The sequence below is a fragment of the Micromonospora sp. DT4 genome, assembly GCF_049841675.1.
Lineage (GTDB): Bacteria > Actinomycetota > Actinomycetes > Mycobacteriales > Micromonosporaceae > Micromonospora.
On sequence record NZ_JBNCKT010000014.1, the window covers coordinates 23,862 to 43,093 of the forward strand.

Annotated in this window: 14 protein-coding genes and 2 pseudogenes; 8 read left to right on the top strand and 8 right to left on the bottom strand. The window is 72.1% G+C overall.

Features of this window, described 5'->3' with window-relative positions:
* The first annotated feature begins 57 nt into the window (after positions 1-57).
* Complete coding sequence (locus ACLQ24_RS07170) at positions 58-543, top strand: GNAT family N-acetyltransferase (RefSeq protein ID WP_425889808.1); 486 nt, start codon at positions 58-60, stop codon at positions 541-543.
* Between the two features lie 396 nt (positions 544-939).
* Here ACLQ24_RS07170 and ACLQ24_RS07175 read toward each other — a convergent pair whose 3' ends face one another.
* On the bottom strand, positions 940-1,500 hold the full coding sequence (locus ACLQ24_RS07175) for an NADPH-dependent FMN reductase (protein ID WP_425889810.1): 561 nt from the start codon (positions 1,498-1,500) through the stop codon (positions 940-942).
* A gap of 144 nt (positions 1,501-1,644) precedes the next feature.
* Here ACLQ24_RS07175 and ACLQ24_RS07180 point away from each other — a divergent pair, with 144 nt between their 5' ends.
* Positions 1,645-2,109: a MarR family winged helix-turn-helix transcriptional regulator gene (locus tag ACLQ24_RS07180; RefSeq protein WP_425889811.1), complete on the top strand. Its 465-nt coding sequence runs from the start codon at positions 1,645-1,647 to the stop codon at positions 2,107-2,109.
* 144 nt (positions 2,110-2,253) lie between these two features.
* Here ACLQ24_RS07180 and ACLQ24_RS07185 read toward each other — a convergent pair whose 3' ends face one another.
* On the bottom strand, positions 2,254-4,587 hold the full coding sequence (locus ACLQ24_RS07185; protein ID WP_425889812.1) for a beta-L-arabinofuranosidase domain-containing protein: 2,334 nt from the start codon (positions 4,585-4,587) through the stop codon (positions 2,254-2,256).
* 321 nt (positions 4,588-4,908) lie between these two features.
* Between ACLQ24_RS07185 and ACLQ24_RS07190 the strand changes: the two genes are divergently transcribed.
* Positions 4,909-5,958, top strand: coding sequence for a S66 family peptidase (locus ACLQ24_RS07190; protein WP_425889814.1), 1,050 nt, complete (start codon positions 4,909-4,911; stop codon positions 5,956-5,958).
* Positions 5,959-6,022: 64 nt separating this feature from the next.
* Here the strand turns inward: ACLQ24_RS07190 and ACLQ24_RS07195 are convergent, their stop codons facing one another.
* The 6 genes and pseudogenes from ACLQ24_RS07195 to ACLQ24_RS07220 form a co-directional block, all read right to left on the bottom strand.
* Positions 6,023-7,867, bottom strand: a complete 1,845-nt coding sequence (locus tag ACLQ24_RS07195) for an IucA/IucC family protein (protein ID WP_425889815.1) — start codon at positions 7,865-7,867, stop codon at positions 6,023-6,025.
* Positions 7,868-7,944: 77 nt separating this feature from the next.
* Positions 7,945-8,511 (bottom strand): annotated as a pseudogene (locus ACLQ24_RS07200) (GNAT family N-acetyltransferase); the annotation flags it as partial.
* Complete coding sequence (locus ACLQ24_RS07205) at positions 8,508-9,785, bottom strand: lysine N(6)-hydroxylase/L-ornithine N(5)-oxygenase family protein (RefSeq protein ID WP_425889816.1); 1,278 nt, start codon at positions 9,783-9,785, stop codon at positions 8,508-8,510. The gene ACLQ24_RS07205 and the pseudogene ACLQ24_RS07200, both read right to left, overlap by 4 nt.
* Before the next feature lie 26 nt (positions 9,786-9,811).
* On the bottom strand, positions 9,812-11,383 hold the full coding sequence (locus ACLQ24_RS07210) for a pyridoxal phosphate-dependent decarboxylase family protein (protein WP_425889817.1): 1,572 nt from the start codon (positions 11,381-11,383) through the stop codon (positions 9,812-9,814).
* Between the two features lie 97 nt (positions 11,384-11,480).
* Complete coding sequence (locus ACLQ24_RS07215; RefSeq protein ID WP_425889818.1) at positions 11,481-12,353, bottom strand: siderophore-interacting protein; 873 nt, start codon at positions 12,351-12,353, stop codon at positions 11,481-11,483.
* A gap of 4 nt (positions 12,354-12,357) precedes the next feature.
* Positions 12,358-13,392, bottom strand: a complete 1,035-nt coding sequence (locus tag ACLQ24_RS07220; RefSeq protein ID WP_425889819.1) for an ABC transporter substrate-binding protein — start codon at positions 13,390-13,392, stop codon at positions 12,358-12,360.
* Between the two features lie 92 nt (positions 13,393-13,484).
* On the opposite strand from ACLQ24_RS07220, the gene ACLQ24_RS07225 reads away from it, so the two are divergent.
* From ACLQ24_RS07225 to ACLQ24_RS07245, 5 genes and pseudogenes are all read left to right on the top strand, one after another.
* Positions 13,485-14,573, top strand: coding sequence for a FecCD family ABC transporter permease (locus ACLQ24_RS07225; protein WP_425889821.1), 1,089 nt, complete (start codon positions 13,485-13,487; stop codon positions 14,571-14,573).
* Between the two features lie 43 nt (positions 14,574-14,616).
* Positions 14,617-15,645 (top strand): FecCD family ABC transporter permease, encoded by a 1,029-nt coding sequence (locus ACLQ24_RS07230; protein WP_425889823.1) that lies wholly within the window; start codon positions 14,617-14,619, stop codon positions 15,643-15,645.
* A 23-nt stretch (positions 15,646-15,668) separates the two neighbouring features.
* Positions 15,669-16,472 carry an ABC transporter ATP-binding protein gene (locus ACLQ24_RS07235; RefSeq protein ID WP_425889825.1) on the top strand — a complete coding sequence of 268 codons (804 nt, stop codon included), beginning with the start codon at positions 15,669-15,671 and terminating at the stop codon, positions 16,470-16,472.
* Positions 16,469-18,523 carry a penicillin acylase family protein gene (locus ACLQ24_RS07240; protein ID WP_425889826.1) on the top strand — a complete coding sequence of 685 codons (2,055 nt, stop codon included), beginning with the start codon at positions 16,469-16,471 and terminating at the stop codon, positions 18,521-18,523. The genes ACLQ24_RS07235 and ACLQ24_RS07240 overlap by 4 nt, the downstream gene beginning before the upstream one ends.
* Positions 18,513-19,076: pseudogene (locus tag ACLQ24_RS07245) on the top strand (GNAT family N-acetyltransferase); the annotation flags it as partial. The gene ACLQ24_RS07240 and the pseudogene ACLQ24_RS07245, both read left to right, overlap by 11 nt.
* Between the last annotated feature and the right edge of the window lie 156 nt (positions 19,077-19,232).

Consider the following 19,232-nt stretch of genomic DNA (forward strand, 5'->3'; position numbering starts at 1 on the left):
GACCTGGTCCGCGCAAACCCGTTGTCCCCGCCGGCCAGTCCTGCGTAGCCTGCGCCGGTGTTGATTCGTACGTTCACCGACCAGGACTGGTCGCAGGTGTGGCCGATCGTCGAGGACGTCATCCGGGCACAGGACACCTTCGCCTACGACCCTCAGATGACCGCAGACGAGGCGTACCACATCTGGGTGGAGGCCCCGCCCGGGCGGACCGTCGTCGCGGTGGACGGCGGGCGGGTGCTCGGCAGCGCGAAGATGGGCGCCAACCGGCCGGGGCCCGGCGCGCACGTCTCCACCGCCAGCTTCCTGGTCGCCGCCGACGCCCGCGGTCGGGGCGTGGGCACCGCGCTGTGCCGCGACGCCCTGACCTGGGCACGCCGTCAGGGGTACGCCGGCATGCAGTTCAACGCCGTGGTGGAGACGAACCAGACGGCGGTCGAGCTGTACCTGCGGGAGGGCTTCGAGGTGGTCGGCACCGTGCCGGGCGCGTTCCGCCACCGAACCCTCGGCCGGGTCGGCCTGCACGTCATGTACCAGGAGTTCTGACTCCCCGCCGGCAACGCGCCTCAGCCGCCGGTCGTGCCCACGGCCGGTGTCGGTCCGAGCCCGCGTGGGTCGGCTGCCGGCTCGGCGCCCGCTCGACGGACCGGGGTGAACAGATGCCGCACCCGCGACGGCGGTGAGCAGGCCCATCTGCGCCACCGATCCGGTCGCCTGCAACACCAGCAGCGGCACCGCCAGGTAGGCGAACGCGTCGCCCGCCGCGGAGAACGACTGCGCAATCCAGTAGGTGCCGAAGGAGCGGTCCCGCGACAGCGGGGGCCGGGCCAGCCGGGGCGCTTTGCTCATCCCGCCGAGGCTATGGTGCTCGACCCGGGCGGTGGGTACGCGGACGGCCGCGGGAGCGAGTCCCGCAGCCGTCTCGAGGCGTACGCGAAGGGGTCAGCCCTGGCGCAGCGGCGCGAGCGCGGCGCTCCAGGCCACGACCTGGTCGAGGGTGGTGGTCAGCGCCTGCAGGTGCTGGTCGCCGGGCTTGAAGGTGCTGAAGTTCTCGAAGTCGGTGAAGAGCGAGAGCGCGACCTGCGAGCGCACGTCGGCCATCTGCAGCTCACCGGCGATCAGGCGCAGGTGCTCGACGGCCCGGGTGCCGCCGACGGAGCCGTAGCTGACGAACCCGACGGCCTTGTTGTTCCACTCGCCGTAGAGGAAGTCGATGGCGTTCTTCAGGGCGCCGGAGGTCGAGTGGTTGTACTCGGGCGTCACCATCACGAAACCGTCGAACGACGCGATGGTCTCGGCCCAGCGCAGTGTGTGCGGCTGGCTGTACTGGCCCATCGCCGGCGGCATTGCCTCGTCGAGGTGCGGCAGCTTGTAGTCGAGCAGGTCGATCAGCTCGAACTGCGCGTCGGTGCGCTGCTGGGCGATCTCGTGGACCCAGCGGGCGACGGCTTCGCCGTTGCGCCCCGGGCGGGTGCTTCCGAGGATGATCCCGATCCTGGTCATGGCTACGCCTTTCGGTGGTTGTCCGAACTTGAAGCCGGAACGCTAGCCGCTCCTTGCTTCGTCAAGCAAATGGCGATCGCATGATCATGACCATGATCACACGCTGGGTAAGCAATTGCTCGGTCAAGCAACTATGCTTGCGGGATGGCCGATCCCCGCCAAGAGTCTCCGCGACCCCTCGAACCCGACGAGGAGGCGCTGGTCCGCGCCTTGGGCCAGGTGATGTACGTGGTACCACGCACGATCGACGCCGACATGGTCGGCGACCGCCAACTGCCGCTGACCGAGTACACCGCCCTGATGAGCCTCTCCGAGGCCCCGGCCCGGCGGATGCGGATGCACGAACTCGCCACGGCCTGCTACCTCTCGCTGAGCGGCATGACCCGGACAATCAGCCGGCTGGAGAGCCAGGGACTGGTCAAGCGGGAACGGTGCGAGGAGGACGCCCGGGGCTGGAACGCGGTGCTCACCGACGCGGGTTTCGCCCGCCTCCAGGAGTCCTGGCCCAGCCACCTGGCGGCCGTACGCCGGCGGTTCCTGCGCCACTTCGAAGGGCTCGACCTGATCGAGCTGGCCCGCGCGTTCCGGCGCGCGGGAGCAGCCGACTGAGCGCAGTCACCGTCGGTCACCTCGACCGGGGCGGATGGGGTGGTGGGCGGCATACCTCAGAGGTATGAATATGACTCTGAGGTATGCCGCTCCTCCACACGTTGCCAGGTCGGGCCGGCCGTAGGCCGGTCCCACCCTCGCTGTCTAGGCGTTCGCCACCAACCGCCAGCGGTTGTCCGCGCTGCCGTTGTCCGGGTCCTGCACAGCCTGCGCGCCACGGGCGGTGGAGTTGTTCAGGATGCCGAGCAGCTTGCCGCTGTTGACGTTGCGGATCTTGTAGGTGCCGTCCCCGTTGTCGACAAGGGTCCACCGGTGGTCGGCAGTGCCGTTGTCCGACCACTGCAGGACGCGGGCGTTGTCGGCGGTGGACATGTTCTCCACGCCGAGGACCTTGCCGCTGTTGACGTTGCGGAACCGGACGGCGTTGCCGTCGGTGATCATGACCCAGTTGTGGTCGGCGGTGCCGCTGTCGTCCCACTGCAGAGCCAGCCCACCGTCGGCGGTGGACATGTCCTGGATGCCGAGGACCATCCCGCTGCCGACGTTGACCAGCCGGTAGCTGCCTCCGCCGCTGCTGCCGCTGGTGTTCCAGTAGACCGTGTAGTTGTAGCCGTGGGCGTCCTGGAACGGCGCGAGGTTGACGGTGGATCCGGTCGCGGTGGCGGTGAACGCGAGCGAGCTGGTGCTGGTCCGCGCGATCGACGAGACCACGAGCGACGGCAGCGCGTTGAGCGTGGTGTTGCCGTAGTTGCCGCAGAGCACACTCGGGCCGTACGTGACGGCGGCGACGCTGGGATTGTCGTTGGCGGCCCGCATGACCACCCGCATCGGCAGCCGTACGGTGATGGTGTCACCGGCGGCCCAGGTGCGGGTGATGGTGGCGTAGCTGCCCGGCGTCGTGGTGACGGACTCCGCCACACCGTTGACGCTGATGGTCGCGCCGCTCGTCCACGCCGGGATACGCACCCGGATGCTCCACGAGCCACTCATCGTGCCGGAGAGCGTCAGGGTGGTGGTGTCGCTCACCGGGTACGTGGTGCTCTGGGTGACCGTGATGCCGCGCTGCGACCAGTTCAGCTCCGACGGGACGAAGAGGTTCACCGTCAGCGTCGTGCCGTTGTAGAAGTAGACGGAGTCCATCAACTTCGTGTTGATCTCCAGGCCGGTGCCCTGGCAGCACCAGAACGAGTTGTAGTCGGTGCTCCAGGTGCCGCCGCCCCACGCCGGGCCCACCCCCCGCCGTCCGCCGGGCTTGAGCGGGGTGAAGTAGGTGATGTGACCGCGGCTGTCGGCCGGGTTCTGCGCGCCGATCAGGTGGTTGATCATCGCGCGCTCGTAGAAGTCGACGTAGTCGGCCCGGTTCGGGTCGAGCAGCCACAACTCGCGCGTCAGCTTGAGCATGTTGTAGGTGTTGCACTGCTCGCAGGTGTCGTTGCTCAGGTAACCGGCTATCGCGTTGGGCGCCCGGAAGTGCTCGGCCTGGCTGTTGCCGCCGATGACGTAGGAGTGCGCACTCACGGTGATGTTCCACGCGTTGCTGGCGATGTCCCGGTAGCGGGTGGTCCCCGTGGCCTTGAACTCGCGGGCGGCGCCAATCCACTTGGGCACCTGCGTGTTGGCGTGCAGGCCGTTGAGCTGGTCCTGGTTGTTCGCCAGGGGGTTGAACACGGCGGCGTGGTCGAACCGCTGGGCGGTCGTGAGCCACCGGCTGTCACCGGTCTGCTGGTAGATGTCGGTCAGCACGTCGTTCATGCCGCCGAACTCGGTGCCGAGCATCGACTGCATCTGGCTGGAGCTGAGCCGGGACGTGCGGGTGTCGACCCAGCCGGCGAGGGCCAGCAGCACCGTACGGGCCTGGGTGTTGCCGGTGTAGCGCCAGACGTCGAGCAGGCCGGCGAGCGTCTTGTGGATGCAGTAGTAGGGCACGTTGCCGTTGGACAGCGTCCGCGCCTCGAGCGCGGCGAAGTCCGACTCCGGGAAGCCGGACAGGTAGCCGGCGGAGAAGCCTGCCGCGCCGTTGTTCGCCTGGCACTTGGCCATCTCGGCGACCATGTAGTTCGCCCTGTCCCGGCAGGTGGTGTCGCCCAGCACCGCGTAGGCGTAGGCCCACGCGGTGAGGAAGTGCCCCTGCATGTGGGTGCGGAACGGGAAGTTCGGCGCGTCCCAACCACCGTTGGTGGCGGCGCCGTTCGTGGACAGCCGGTGGTTGGCGCGGAAGTTGTAGAGCATGCGGTCGACGTCGACGAAGCGCAGGTAGTTCAATGTGCGGTTCTGGTTGTCGAACCAACGGCCGCTGGTCAGTCGCACCTGACCGAGGTCGAAGGGGTAGGCGGCGACGCCGATGTCCGGCCGCGCCGGCGGGACCACGGCAGCGGCGGCGGGGCCCGCGCCGAGCGTCGTGGCACCGGTCGCGGAGAGCACGGCGGTGGCGCCGGCGGCCTGCAGCACGCGGCGTCGGCTGAGGGGCAGGGACGACATGGGACCTCCAGATGAGCGCTACCGGCGGCGGGACGGCAACCGGGCGGGACGGGCTCGGGGGATGCAGGGGTCCGAACGTTAGCGTTCACATCCGTGTTCGGCATGTTACGGCTGGGCGACGTACAAATTCAAGGTTCTAACTATTATGGCTCGCTGTGCACCCGGCTGAGCTGGGAGATCAGGTGCGTTGAGGAGGACGTGGGACGGCGGGTCACCTCGTGTTATCGATAACACCAGCGGCCTGCCGCACCGCTCGGCCCACCGCCGGCGCGCGCCGAAACGGGATAGCGCGCCGGTGGCTGTCGCTGGTGGAATCTCGGGATGAAGCACGATCTTGTACGTCCCCCGAAGGCGCGTCCCGGCGACCACATCGCGGTCCTGTCCCCCTCGTTCGCCGCGGCCGGCGCCTTTCCCGAGATCCACCAGCAGGCCATGCGCCGGCTCGCCGACGTGACCGGCCTCGTCCCGGTCGAGTACCCCACCACCCGCACGGTCGGCGCGACCGCGCAGGCGCGCGCGGCGGACCTCAATACCGCCTTCGCCGATCCTCGGGTACGCGCCATCCTCGCCGTCATCGGCGGCGAGGACCAGATCACCGTCATCCCCCACCTGGACGCCGACCTGGCCCGCGCCGACCCGAAGCCGTTCCTCGGCACCAGCGACAACACCAACCTGCACCAGTGGCTCTGGGGACTCGGCATCGCGAGCTTCTACGGCGGGTCGTCCCAGGTGCACCTCGGCCCCGGCCCCGCCGTGGACGACATCCACGCCCGGTCGCTGCGTGCCGCGCTCCTCACCGGCGAGCGGTTGGAGATCACCGATCCGGGCGAGTCCGAGGACATCGGGTTCGACTGGGCCGACCCACGGGCGTTGCAGTCGTACGGGGAACGCGAGCCGACCGAACCGTGGAGCTGGTACGGGCCGCGCCGCACGGTCACCGGCCCCACCTGGGGTGGCTGCCTGGAGGTCCTCCAGTGGATCCTCACGGCGGGACGCTTCCCGTTCCCGCCGGAGACCCTGCGGGGCGGCGTGCTGATCATCGAGACGTCGGAGGAGCTCCTGCCCGCCCGCGAGGTCGGTTGGATCGTCCGCGCGCTGGGTGAACGCGGTCTCCTGGCCGCCGTCGACGCGGTCCTGGTCGCCCGTCCCCCGGTCTCCGACCTCACCCGCAGACCCACCGCCGAGGAACGGGCCGGCCTCCGCGAGCAGCAGCGCGACACCGTCGTCGACGTGGTGCGCCGCTACAACCCCGACGCGGTCGTCTGCGTCGGCGTCCCGTTCGGCCACACCAGGCCGCAGTGGATCCTTCCGCACGGCGGCCCGGTCACCGTCGACGGCGTGGAGCGGCGGATCTTCGCCGACTACCGGTAGGGCCAACACCCGCGGCGCGGGCCGCGTCACTCCGCGTCCCGGCAGCGCTGGGACGCGGAGGACGTCAGCGGGCCGGGGCGTGGGCCGCCAGTGGATTCGTGAGGGTGCCGACGAACTGCAGGGCCGCCGACGGGTCGGCCAGGTCGATCATCTGCTGGTTGTCGCGGAGCTGAAGGCGGTTGAGGCAGGACAGCGTGAACTCGGGGGCGAACAGGTCGTAGTGGCGTACGCGCTCGGCCAGGTGCGGCACTCGGGCGAAGTAGTCGGCGGCGCAGGCCGCGACCGTGCCCCAGAAAGCGTCCTCGGTCAGCACTCCCGCCTCGACCAGCACCGCGCTGAGGTGGCGCAGAAAGCAGTCCACGACGTCGGTGAAGATGGTCAGCAGCTTCGTGTCGTCGGGCACCTCGACGCGGACCCGCTCCACCTCGGCCGGCAACTCGACGTCGGCGCTCAGCACCGCGATCTCCTCGGCGATGTCCTTGAAGATCACCCGCTGGACGGTGTGGTGCTCGTCGAGGACCAGGATGACGTTCTCACCGTGCGGCATGAAGGCCAGGTCGTGGGCGTAGAAGCTGTGCAGCAGCGGGGTCAGGTAGGCGTCCAGGTAGCGGCGCAGCCACACCTCGGGCGTCCGGCCCGACCGGTGGATCAGCGCCGCCGCCAGCGAGCCGCCGTCGTCGTCGACGTGCAGCAGCGCGGCCATCGTGGACAGTCGCTCCCCCGGGGCCAGGCCGGGCACCGGGCTCTCCCGCCACAGCGCGGCGAGCATCTTGCGGTACGGGGACGTCCGCTCGGTGGCCGCCTCGTACTGCCGGTGCCGGTAGCCGACCGCCGCCCGCTCCCGGATGACCGTCAGGCCCGTGCCGGTCAACACCTCGTCGCCGGCGATCAGGTCGGCCAGCCAGTCGTTGATGGCGGGGGTGGCGGCCATGTACGCGGCCGACAGTCCCCGCATGAAGCCCATGTTGAGCACCGACAGCGCGGTCTTGACGTAGTGCCGGCCCGGCTCGCTGACGTTGAAGAAGGTGCGGATGGACTGCTGCGCGAGGTATGAGTCCGGACCGGGCCCCAGGTGCACCAGCCGTCGTTCGGCCAGCTCCCCCGCGAACGTCACGGCCAGCTTGTTCCACCACTGCCAGGGGTGCGCCGGAATGAGGTGGTAGTCGGCGAGGTCGAGCCCGAGGTCGGCCATCGTGGCGGCGAACCGTGCCCGGGTGTCGGCGTCCAACTCGCCCGCGATGAGCGCGTCGTAGTCGAGGTCGGCGGCGCTGCTGAACGTCGAGTGGTCCCGGTGGGCGGCCAACCACTCCAGGCGTACCGGAGTGGCGACCTCTGGCGCGTAGCGGTGGTACTCGTCGACGCCGAAGCCGAGCCGGCCGTTGTTGGCCACGAAGCAGGGGTGACCCTCGGTCATCGACGTCTCGATGGTCTGGAAGTCCGCCCCGGCCAGCTCGGCGGCGCTCGGCGCGGACTGGGCCAGCTTGTACGCCGTACCCGCGAGGGTGGAGGTGATCTCCTCCAGGTAGACCGGGAGCACCCGCGCGGAGAGCCCGAGGGTGCCGCGCAGCTCGACGATCAGGTCCACCGCGTCGGGTGGCATCGACGTGCCGTCGCGGTATCGGGTGATGCTGTCGGCGTCGATCTGCCAGTGGGCCAGGGCGAGCACCCGGGCGGCGAACCGGTAGGTGACGGTGCCGTCGTCGCTGCGGACCTCGTACCACTGGCGGTCGTCGGGGCCGGGCACGGGCGCCGGGGTGAGCAGCCGCTCGTGGGTGAACTCGGCGAGCGCCTTGCGGACCAGCAACCGGTTGGCCCGCGCCCAGCGCTGCGGAGTGAGGTGCGCGACCGGGTCGCCGGGGGCGGTCTGGCCGGCGACGGTCGGCGGGGTGGGTACGGCGGTGGCGGTCACGCCAGGGCTCCTTCGTCTCGTGTGGCGGCGGCCTCGGCGGCCGGCTCGGCGGCGGCCGGCTCGGCGGCGGCCGGCTCGGCGGCGGCCGGCTCGGCGGCGGCCAGGAAATGGGCGCGGGTGCAGACGCTGAGCAGCGCCTCCTTCTCCGGCTTGATGACCGGGCCGACGACCTCGAAGCCGACAACGGCGTTCAGCGCGTGCACGGCGGTGTTGCGGACGTCGGGCTCGACCACCACGCGCACGGTCGCCTGGTCGGCGAAGAGCCACGCCATGACGGTACGGATCACCGCGCGGGTGAAGCCGTGCACCGGCGTGCCGGCGGGCGCGCACAGGAAGTGCATGCCCACGTCGCCCGGCCGGTGGTCGTAGAGGCCGACCAGTTCCACGTGGGCCGGGTCGTAGCGCTCGGCCAGGAAAGCCGGACTCCCCCGCCACAGACCGAGGTACGCGTCGTGGTGCGGGTGCGCGGCGATGCGCCGGTACTCCTCGACGACCTGCGTCTCGTCGGCGTCCTGCATCAACCAGAACGCCGACCTCGGGTGGGTCACCCAGCCGTGCAGCAGCGCGCCGTCGGCCTCCGGATCGAGGGTACGCAGGGCGAACTCACCGAGCCGGTCGTCGGCGCGGGTGAAGACCACGCTCACGACACCACCCCGAACTCCTGGAAGGTGATGCTCTTCTCGATCGGGTAGTGCTCCCGGCCGAGCAGCGCGCGGATGATCCAGGAGTTGCGGTACGCGCCCATGCCCAGATCCGGCGAGGTGACGCTGTGCGTGTGGGTGCCCGCGTTCTGCAGGAAGATGCCCCGCCCGTCGTGGTCGATGCTGTAGTTGCGGGCCACGTCGAAGCGGCCGTGCGCGTCCCAGCGAATCCGCTCGCGTACCGGTTCGAGGAACGTCGGCACCCGGTAGTGGTAGCCAGTGGCCAGGACCAGGCCGTCGGTGCGCAGGGTGAAGTCCCGCTCCTGCTCCACGTGCCGCAACCCGAGCGTGTACTCCCCGTCGTGGTGGGCGGCGTCGACCAGCTCGGTGTTGGTGATCAGTCGGGTGTGCACCGGCCCGTGGACGCTGTGCGCGTAGAGCAGGTCGAAGATGTCGTTGATCAGGTCGGCGTTGATCCCCTTGAACAGGCCCTTCTGCTCGGCTTCCAGCCGGTAGCGGGTCTGCTCCGGTAGCGCGTGGAAGTAGTCCACGTAGTCCGGCGACGTCATCTCCAGCGTCAGCTTGGTGTATTCCAGCGGGAAGAACCGGGGCGAGCGGGTGACCCAGTTGAGCTGGTAGCCGTACCTGCCGATGTCGCCGAGCAGGTCGTGGTAGATCTCGGCGGCGCTCTGCCCGCTGCCCACGACGGTGATGCTGCCTTTGGCCCGCAGCGCGTCCCGGTGCTCCAGGTAGCGCGAGTTGTGCACGGCGTCGCCAGGCAGCCCGGCGACCGCGGGCGGCAGATGCGGCGGCGTGCCGGTGCCGAGCACCAGGTGCCGGGCCCGGTACTCGACGCTCTCGGACCCGCCGGTGGTCGCCCGCACGACGTACCGCTCGTCGGCGCTGTCGTACTCCACCGTGGTCACCGTCTGGCCGAAGCGCAGGTTCGGCAGCTTCGCCGCCGCCCACCGGCAGTAGGCGTCGTACTCGCTGCGCAGTGGGTAGAAGCTCTCCCGGATGTAGAACGGGTAGAGCCGGCCGATCTCCTTGAGGTAGTTGAGGAACGAGTACGGGGAGGTTGGATCGGCGAGGCTGACCAGGTCGGCGATGAACGGGGTCTGCAACCGGGCGGACTCCAGCAGCATGCCGGGGTGCCAGGCGAGGCTGGGTCGAGCTTCCAGGAAGACCCCGTCCAGCTCGTCGATCGGCGCGGTGAGACAGGCCAGGCCCAGGTTGTACGGGCCGAGCCCGATGGCGACGAAGTCGTGGGTGGACATCTTCTACTCCAGGCGGGGATTCGGGGTCAGCCGACGGGGCAGGTCAGGTCGGCCGCGACGGTGTCGCGCACGTACCGCCCGGCGTGGCCGGCGATCAGTTCGAGCACGTGACCGATGTCGTCGACGGTCGTGGCGGGGTTGAGCAGCGTGAACTTGAGGAAGTGCCGGCCGTCCACGCGGGTGCCGGCGACCACGGCGAGGCCGGAGGCGGCCAGCGCCTCCCGGGCGTGCAGGTTGGCGGCGTCGGCCAGCTCGCGGCCCGGACCGGTGGGCAGGTAGCGGAAGACCACGGTGCTCAACTGCGACCGGGTCACCACCTCGAAACGTGGATCCTCGCTGACGAGCTGCCAGGCGTCGGCCGCCCGGTCGACCACCTCGTCGAAGAGCGCGCCGAGCGCGTCCGGGCCCATCACCCGCAGGGTCAGCCAGAGCTTGAGCGCGTCGAAACGGCGGGTCGTCTGCAGGCTCTTGTCGACCTGATTGGGGATCTGCTGCTCCACCATCCGCGCCGGGTTGAGGTAGTCGGCGTGGTAGGTGGCGTGCCGCAGCGTCCGTCGGTCGCGTACCAGCAGCGCGCTGGAACTGACCGGCTGGAAGAACGACTTGTGGTAGTCCACGGTCACCGAGTCGGCGCGTTCGATGCCGTCGAGCAGGTGCCGGCGCGTCGGCGAGACGAGCAGCCCGCAGCCGTACGCGGCGTCGACGTGCAGCCAGACGCCCGTCGCCGCGCAGACCCCGGCCAACTCCACGAGCGGGTCGATGGAGCCGAAGTCGGTGGTGCCGGCCGTCCCCACGACGGCCATCACGACCAGTCCGGCCTGCCGGCACCGGGCGATCTCGTCACGGACGGCGGCGGGCCGGATTCGCCGCTGCGCGTCGGTGGGCACCGCGATCACGGCGTCCGGGGCGAGGCCGAGGAGCTTGGCGGACTTCTGGACGCTGAAGTGCCCGGCGACGGAGGTGAGCACCCGGAGGCGGGGCAGCAGCTCAAGACGTGCCGCCGGAGTGGTCGCGGCAGCGCACGCCTCCTCCCGGGCCAGCAGCAGCGCCTGGAGGTTGGACTGGCTGCCCCCGCTGGTGAACACGCCGTCGGCATCCGGACCGAGGCCGACCCGGGCGGCGGTCCAGTCGATCAGCCGACGCTCGATGAGCGTGGCGCCGGCGCTCTGGTCCCAGGTGTCCAGCGAGGAGTTGACCGCGCTGAGCACCGCTTCGCCGAGCAGCGCCGGGATGACCACCGGGCAGTTGAGGTGGGCCAGGTAGCGAGGGTGGTGGAACCAGACGGCGTCACGCAGGTAGACGCCCTCCAACTCGTCCAGCGCCGCGCCGGCGTCGCCCAGGGGCTGGTCCAGGTCGACCCCGTCGACCAGGGGGGCCAGCTCGGCGGGAGCGACGCCGGTGGCGGGCCGGTCCACCGTGGCGACCCGGCGGGCGACCCGGTCGACGCCGTCGGCGATCGCCCGCCGGTACTGCTCGACCGAACCGTCGTGCAGCAGGTGGGCCTGCGCCGCGGCCGATGCTCCGGCCGGTGGTGGAGCGGCCTGCGCTCCGGTTGGCACGGGTGGGTCGGTCTCGCCGGGGTACGTCGGCACGGTCACGGGATGTGTCCTCCACGTTCTGACGATGGGCAGCCGGAACCCTCCCCCGGCGCGTTCGCGCGCCCGGGGGCCGTGCTGCGTTTGGTGGGGTCGCCCCTCAGGCGGTGGCGCCGGCCAGCGCCTCGGCGCGCAGGTCCTCCTCGGACAGCCCGCGCCGCCAATAGCCGGCGAAGGTCACCCGTCGACGGTCGAAGCCGCGCTCACCGACCAGGTGCCGGCGCAGCGCCCGCACCACGCCGGACTCGCCGGCGATCCAGGCGTACGGCGCGACGGCCGGTAGCCGGGCGGCGCGCAGCGCGCTGACCAGCAGGTCACTCCCGGGTGCGGTGCTGCCGCGCACGATCCAGCGGATCTCCGCGGCGGCCTCGGTGGGCAGCTCGGTGATGTCCGCGGCGTCCGGGACCTCGATCCAGGCACGCACCCGGGTGCCGGCGGGCAGCCAGGCCAGGATTCCGGCGGTGGCCGGCAGCGCGGTCTCGTCGGCGGCCAGCACCACGAGGTCGGTGTCGTCCGGCGGGCGGAAGCAGACGCTGCGGTTGTCGTACACCGCCGGGCCGAGCAGCAGCACGCGGTCACCGAGCCCGGCCAGGCTGGCCCACCGCGAGGCGGGACCTGTGCCGCCGTGGCCCACGAAGTCGATGTCCACCTCGCCGGCCGGCGGACGGTGCTCCCGGATGGTGTACGAGCGCATGACCGCGCGGACGTCCGACGGGAGCGCCCGCCACGCGTCGAACCAGTCCTCGCCCCGCTCGACCGGGACCACCGGGGCGTCCTGACCCGGCTGTGGCAGGAACAGGGAGACGCTCTGGTCCCGGCCGCCGCCGGCGAAGTCGACCAGCTCCGCGCCGCCGAAGGTGACCCGGATCAGCGAGGCGCCGACCCGACGGGCCCGTACGACGTGCGCGGCGAAGAAGCGGTACTGCAGGGCGACGGGTTCGACGGTGCGCGTACTCACGGTGCGCGTACTCATGGTGTCAGCCGACCTTCTTCGCGTTCCGGATGGCGGTGGCGAGGTTCTCCAGCAGCGGCGCGGACCCGGCGTACGAGAAGCGGGGCACCGCGGCCCACGGGGTCACCTGGTTGGCCCGGACGGCGGGGAGCTGCCCCCAGGTCGGCTTGGCGGTGAGGTCCTTGGGTTGCAGCGCGGTGCTGCGGTTGTCCAGCAGGATCAGGTCGGCGGGGAATTTGCCGGCGTTCTCCCAGCTCAGCGCCTCGAAGTAGTCGCCGGCTTCGAGTTTGGTGGGCACCACGATGTCGACGCCCAGCTCGGCGAAGTACATGAGGTCGGTGCTGACCTTGGGGTTGGACACGTAGAACAGGTCGGGGCTGCCGGAGCAGGCCATCACCTTTATGCCCGGGTTGGCCTTGACGGCCTGACGGACGGCGTCGGCGGCGGCGTCGAAGCGGGTCTTCGCGTCGGTGACCTTCTTGGCCGACAGGTCGGCGCCGAGCGACTTCGCCAGCGCGGCGTACCGCTCGATGGGCTTGGTCATCGGCACCCGGGCGGTCGTGATCGCCACGCTGGGCGCGAGCGGCAGGATCTTGTCCTTGCTCTCGTCTGGCACGTACCAGAGGGCGTCCGGGTCGTACATGTGCGTGACCAGCAGCTCGGGGCGCAGGGCGGCGTACTTCTCCAGGCTGAACTCGCCCCAGGTGTTGCCGAGGATCTCGACGGCCTCGACGTTCAGGTCGCCGGCCTGCGGGTCGGCCGTGCCGTCGGTGCGCTTGGTCTCCCCGAACACCCCAACGACCTGCTTGTCGAGACCGAAATCGACCAGTGCTGCCGCCACTCCAGTGAAGGCCACCACGCGTGCCGGACGGGCCGCCGCCTCGACCTTCTTGTTGCGGTCGTCGGTGAACGACCAAGGGCCACCGGCATTTCCGCTGCCAGCAGGCTTGGCAGCATCGTCCTTGCCGCAGCCGGCTAGCAGCGCGGCCAGCGTGGCGGCACCGCCAGCGGCCAGCAGGCCACGACGAGAGAGGCGACGGGCGGACAGTGCATCGGGCATGGTGTCGTCTTTCGATCAAGGGAAGGCCGGGGTCGACCGGGACAGCTGGGTTAGGTTAGCCTAACCTCGGTCGTTGTCAACAGCGGTTCGCCGTGTCGCCACACCCCCGGGAGCCCACACTGGACACCACACCCACCGTCATTGCATCGGCACCCACCGTGCCGGACGCGTCGACGGCCCCCGTACCGAAGCGACGCCACGCGGCCCGCGCCGCCGGCCTGCTCGGCGCCGTGGCGCTGCTCGGCGTGATCGTGGTGCTCAGCATCGCCGTCGGCGCGAAGTCGCTGCCGCTCGCCGACGTCTGGTCCGGGCTGCTGCACCGCGACGCCACCGAGTACGCCGTGGTGCACCGGATGCGCCTGCCCCGCACCCTGCTCGGGCTGCTCGCCGGCACGGCGCTCGGGGTGGCCGGCGCGGTGATGCAGGCGCTCACCCGCAACCCCCTCGCCGACCCCGGGCTGCTCGGCATCAACGCCGGGGCGTCCGCCGCTGTGGCCACCGCCGCCGCCTTCCTGGGCGTCACGGCCATCGGCGGGTACGTCTGGTTCGCGCTGCTCGGCGCCGCCCTGGTCACCGCGCTGGTCTACGCCGTGGGCGGCGGACGCGGGGCCACCCCGGCCCGCCTCGCGCTGGCCGGCGCGGCGCTCAACGCCACCCTGTACTCGTTCGTGAGCGCGGTCATGCTGCTGGACACCGCCTCGCTGGACCGGCTGCGGTTCTGGACGGTCGGCTCGCTGGCCAGCGCCGACGCCGCGACGGTGGCCCGGGTGACGCCGTTCATCCTGGTCGGTCTGCTGGTCGCCCTCGGCGCGGCCCGTCCGCTGAACGCCCTCGCACTCGGCGACGACGCGGCCCGGGCCCTGGGCGCCCGACCGGCCCTGATCCGGGCCGCCGTGATCGTCGCGGTCACCCTGCTCTGCGGCGCGGCGACCGCGGCCTGCGGCCCCATCGTCTTCGTCGGCCTGCTCGTGCCACACCTGGTACGTGCGCTGACCGGGCCCGACCTGCACTGGCTGCTGCCGTACTGCGCGGTGCTCGCGCCGGTGCTGCTGCTCGGCGCCGACGTGCTGGGCCGGGTGCTCGGCCGGCCCGGTGAACTCCAGGTCGGCATGGTCACCGCCGTGCTGGGCGGCCCGCTGTTCCTCTGGCTGGTCAGCCGCTCACGGGTGGCCCACCCGTGAGCGCCCGCACCAGCGGTCGCACGCGGCGACGTGGAGCGGCGACATGACGGTCATCCGTACCCCCGGGGGGTTGTCGGTGCGGTTCCGCCCCCGCGCCCTGGCCGTCGGTCTCGGCGCGGCGCTGCTCGCCGCCGTGCTCTCGCTGGTCGCGATGGGCAGCGGCGATTACCCCATGGGCCCGGCCGACGTGCTGCGCACCCTGACCGGCGGCGGCAGCCCGGCGGAGCAGTTCATCGTGACCGAGCTGCGCCTGCCCCGACTGGTCGCCGCCCTGCTGGTCGGCGCGGCGCTGGCGCTGGGCGGCACGCTGTTCCAGTCGCTGGTCCGCAACCCGCTGGGCAGCCCGGACACCCTCGGCTTCACCCAGGGCGCGTCGACCGGCGCGCTGGTGGTGGTCGTCCTCGGGGGCGGCAGCCTGGCCCTGGCCGGCGCGGCGGTCGTCGGCGGGCTCGCCACCGGCCTGCTGATCTACGCACTCGCGTGGCGGCGAGGCGTGCACGGCTACCGGCTCGTCCTGGTCGGCATCGGCGTCGCCGCGATCCTCACCGGCGTCAACGGCTACCTGCTGACCAGGGCCCCGCTGATGGACGCCGCCCGCGCGGTGCTCTGGCTCACCGGCAGCCTGGACGGGCGGGGCTGGGCCAACGCCGGGCCGCTGCTGGCCGTGACCGCCGTGCTGACCCCGCTCGTGCTCGTCGGCTGCGCCCCGGCGCTGCGGATGATGGAGCTGGGCGACGACACGGCCAGCGCGCTCGGCGTGCCGGTACGCGGGATGCGCCTGGCGCTGCTCGCCGCGGCGGTGCTGCTCGTCTCGTTCGCGGCGGCGGCGGCCGGTCCCGTGTCGTTCGTGGCGCTCGTCGCGCCGCACGTCGCGAAGCGGCTGACCCGTGCCCCCGGGCCGAACATGCTGCCCTCGATGGGGGTCGGCGCGGCGCTGCTGGTCGGCGCCGACCTGGTGGCCCAGCGCGCGTTCACCGGGCACCAACTCCCGGTCGGCGTGGTGACCGGCGTGCTCGGCGGCGGGTACCTGGTCTGGCTGCTGGCCGTCGAACGCCGGGCGGGCCGGCTGTGAAAATCCCCTCCAAAGGAGCATCCATGACGTCCCGCCTCGGCGGCACCGCGCTGACCCTCGCCTACGACCGGCGCACCATCTCCGAGGACCTGACCGTGGCGGTGCCCGATCGGTCGTTCACGGTGATCATCGGTCCGAACGCGTGCGGCAAGTCGACGCTCCTGCGCGCGCTGTCGCGGATGCTGCGCCCGAACGCCGGCGCGGTGCTACTGGACGGCCGGGACATCCACGACCAGCCCGCCCGCAAGGTCGCTCGCACCCTCGGCCTGCTGCCGCAGACGTCGATCGCGCCGGACGGGATCGGCGTCGCCGAGCTGGTCGCTCGTGGTCGCTACCCCCACCAGGGTCTGCTGCGGCAGTGGTCGCGCGAGGACGAGCGGATCGTCGACGAGTCGATGGCCGCCACCGGGGTCGCCGACCTCGCCGACCGACCGGTGGACGAGCTGTCCGGCGGCCAGCGGCAGCGCGTGTGGATCGCGATGGCGCTGGCGCAGCAGACGCCGCTGCTGCTGCTCGACGAGCCGACCACGTACCTCGACATCGCCCACCAGATCGAGATCCTGGACCTGTGCGCCCGGCTGCACGAGGACCAGGGCCGCACACTTGTCGCGGTGCTGCACGACCTCAACCACGCCGCCCGGTACGCCACCCACCTCATCGCGATGCGCGACGGTCGGGTGGTGGCCGCCGGCGACCCGCGCGAGGTGGTGACCGCCGACCTGGTCGCCGAGGTCTACGGGCTGCCCTGCCGGGTGATCGACGACCCGGAGACCGGCACCCCGCTGGTCGTCCCGGCCGCCCGTCGGCGAGCGACCGAACCAGCATGACGACGCGGCTCTTCCGCGACCCGTGGGGCGTGCCGCACGTACGCGCGGACGACCCGCTCGCCCTCGCGACGGCGCAGGGCCGGGTGACCGCGTACGACCGGGCGTGGCAGATCGAGGTGGAGCGGCACCGGTCGCAGGGCACCAGCGCGGCCTTCCTCGGCGTCGACGCGCTCGGTTGGGACCGCTTCGCCCGGCAGGTGCGGCTGGACGACACCGCCCGCCGCTGTCACGCCAACCTGGACCCGGCGACCGCCGAGTGGGTGGGCGCGTACGTGGACGGGGTGAACGCCGGCCTCGCCGCCGGGACGGCCCGTGCGCCGGAGTTCGCCGCCGTCGGGCTGACGGCGGGCCGATGGGAGCCGTGGACGCCGCTCGCGGTGTGGCTGGGGCATCACATCCTGTTCGCGGGTTTCCCCGGCAAGCTCTGGCGCGAGCACGTCGCGCAGCGCCTCGGCCCGACGGCGGTCGAGGCGTTCGCCACCGACGGGCCAGCGGTTGCCGGCAGCAACGGCTGGCTGCTAGCCGGTTCGCACACCGCCACCGGCGCCGCGCTGCTCGCCGGCGACCCGCACCGGTTTCTCGAGGACCCGGGCGTCTACCAGCAAATCCGGCTGGCCTGCCCGGAGTACGACGTGGTCGGGCTGGCCGTGCCCGGCGTGCCGGGCATCGCGCACTTCGGCCACACCGGTGCGGTGGCGTGGGCGATCACCAACGCGATGGCCGACTACCAGGACGTCTACGTCGAGCGGCTACGCCGGCACGACACCGGGGTTCTGGCGCTCGGCCCGGACGGCTGGCGGGAAGCGTCCGTCCACGTGGAGACGATCGAGGTAGCCGGCGTGGACCCCGTCCAGGTGGAGGTGGTGGAGACCGACCGGGGGCCGGTGATCGCCGGCGGGCCGGACGACGACACCGCGCTGAGCCTGCGCTACCCACCCCGGGTCCGCGGCGAGCTGGGCTTCGCGGCGTTACCGGAGCTGCTGCGGGCCCGTACCGTGGCCGACGTGGACGGCGCGCTGCGACACTGGGTGGAACCCGTGAACGTGGTGCAGGCGGCGGACACCGCCGGGGCTCTGCTGCACCGGGTCGCCGGCGCGGTGCCCGTGCGGCACCCGGACAACGGCCGGCGTCCGGTCCCGGCGTGGGAGGACGCGTACGCCTGGCGTGGCTGGTACGCGCCGATGCCCCGCGCCGAGGTGACCGGCCGGGCGGTGATGGCCAACGAGCGGGGGCTGGCGGCGCCGCTCGGCGTCGAGTTCGCCCCACCGCACCGCGCGCGCCGGATCGCCGAACTGCTCGACGCCGGCCGGAACTTCACGGTCGGGGACATGGCCTCGGTGCACACCGACACGTACCTCGGTTCGGCCGGGGCGCTGCTGGCGGTGCTCGACGGGGTTGCCGGGCTCGGTCCGGCCGCTGCGGCGCTCCGCGACCGGCTGCGGCGCTGGGACCGGCGGATGGACGCGGACAGCGTCGATGCCGGCGACTTCGCCCTCCTGCGGGCCGCCGTCGTACGCCGGATCGCCGCGCATCCGGCGCTGGCCGCGCTGGCCGAGCCGCCCGCGTACCCCGAGGTGTTCGCGCCCTGGCTGGCCCTCACGCCGCGGGTCGGTTACGCGCTGGAGCACCTGCTCGGCGCGGCCCCGCTGCCCGGCGTCGACGCCGCGGCGGTGGTGCGGGCGGCGGCCGAGGAGGTCGCCGGCGCGGCGGACGGCACGATGCGCTGGGGTGACCTGCACCGGCTGGCGACGTGGCGGGCGCTGCCCGACCCGGACGCCGCGCCCGGCCCCCGCCTCGACGGCGACCACGACTGCGTGCTGGCCACGTCGAGCGTTCCCGGGGTCACGCACGGATGCTTCCGGGGGCCGGCCGCGCGTTTCGTCTGGGACCTGGCCCGGCGGCAGGACAGCCGGTGGGTGGTCCCGTTGGGCGCCAGCGGAGTGCCCGGCGATGAGCACCACGACGACCAGCAGTCCGCGTGGCTGGCCGGCGACCTGGTGCCGGTGACCACCGACTGGGAACGCCTCACCGAGGAGCGGGATGAGCAGTGACGGACAGCACTACCGGCGCGACGTCCCCGGGTTCGGGGTGGTCACCATCCGGCCGGTACGCCCCGACGAGGACGCCGACCTGCTGCACGGCTGGGTCGCGACCGACCGGGCCCGGTTCTGGGGGATGCGCGACGCCAGCCGCGAGCGGGTGCACGAGATCTACGCGTACCTGGATTCGTTGACCACCCACCACGCGTACCTGGTGCACCGCGACGGCGTGCCGGCGGCGCTGGCGCAGACGTACGAGCCCGGGGCCGATCCGGTCGGCGGCTACTACGAGGTGCGCACCGGCGACGTCGGCGTCCACCTGCTCATCGGGCCCGCGGTGACCCCCGAGCCGGGTTTCACCGACGCGTTGTTCGGGACGATCCTGGAGTTCGTCTTCGCCGACCCGGGGCGGCTGCGGGTCGTGATGGAGCCGGACGTGCGCAACGACCGGATGCTCCGGCGGCTGCGGCGCAGCGGATTCCGGGCCGGCCCGGTGATCGAGCTGCCGGAGAAGCGGGCGCGGCTGCACTTCCTCGACCGGCCGGAGGGCGCCGGCCTCGCCGCCGGCAGAGACCACGACGGTGACGGCAGAGCCCGCGACGGTGACGGCCGCCGGTCGGGGTGCGTGCACCCCCACCGGCGGCCCGGTCGGTGCGAGAGCGGACCGGAGGGCCGCGTGGTGCGGTGGCAGACGGTGTTTACCGCCCCGGCGCGGGCGCGC

Excerpts from the sequence above, each read along its gene's own strand:
- ACLQ24_RS07220 (WP_425889819.1), bottom strand. The coding sequence starts at position 13,392 with ATGCCCGATGCACTGTCCGCCCGTCGCCTCTCTCGTCGTGGCCTGCTG.
- ACLQ24_RS07180 (WP_425889811.1), top strand. The coding sequence starts at position 1,645 with ATGGCCGATCCCCGCCAAGAGTCTCCGCGACCCCTCGAACCCGACGAG.
- ACLQ24_RS07205 (WP_425889816.1), bottom strand. The coding sequence starts at position 9,785 with ATGTCCACCCACGACTTCGTCGCCATCGGGCTCGGCCCGTACAACCTG.
- ACLQ24_RS07175 (WP_425889810.1), bottom strand. The coding sequence starts at position 1,500 with ATGACCAGGATCGGGATCATCCTCGGAAGCACCCGCCCGGGGCGCAAC.
- ACLQ24_RS07235 (WP_425889825.1), top strand. The coding sequence starts at position 15,669 with ATGACGTCCCGCCTCGGCGGCACCGCGCTGACCCTCGCCTACGACCGG.
- ACLQ24_RS07215 (WP_425889818.1), bottom strand. The coding sequence starts at position 12,353 with ATGAGTACGCGCACCGTGAGTACGCGCACCGTCGAACCCGTCGCCCTG.
- ACLQ24_RS07185 (WP_425889812.1), bottom strand. The coding sequence starts at position 4,587 with ATGTCGTCCCTGCCCCTCAGCCGACGCCGCGTGCTGCAGGCCGCCGGC.
- ACLQ24_RS07240 (WP_425889826.1), top strand. The coding sequence starts at position 16,469 with ATGACGACGCGGCTCTTCCGCGACCCGTGGGGCGTGCCGCACGTACGC.
- ACLQ24_RS07230 (WP_425889823.1), top strand. The coding sequence starts at position 14,617 with ATGACGGTCATCCGTACCCCCGGGGGGTTGTCGGTGCGGTTCCGCCCC.
- ACLQ24_RS07190 (WP_425889814.1), top strand. The coding sequence starts at position 4,909 with ATGAAGCACGATCTTGTACGTCCCCCGAAGGCGCGTCCCGGCGACCAC.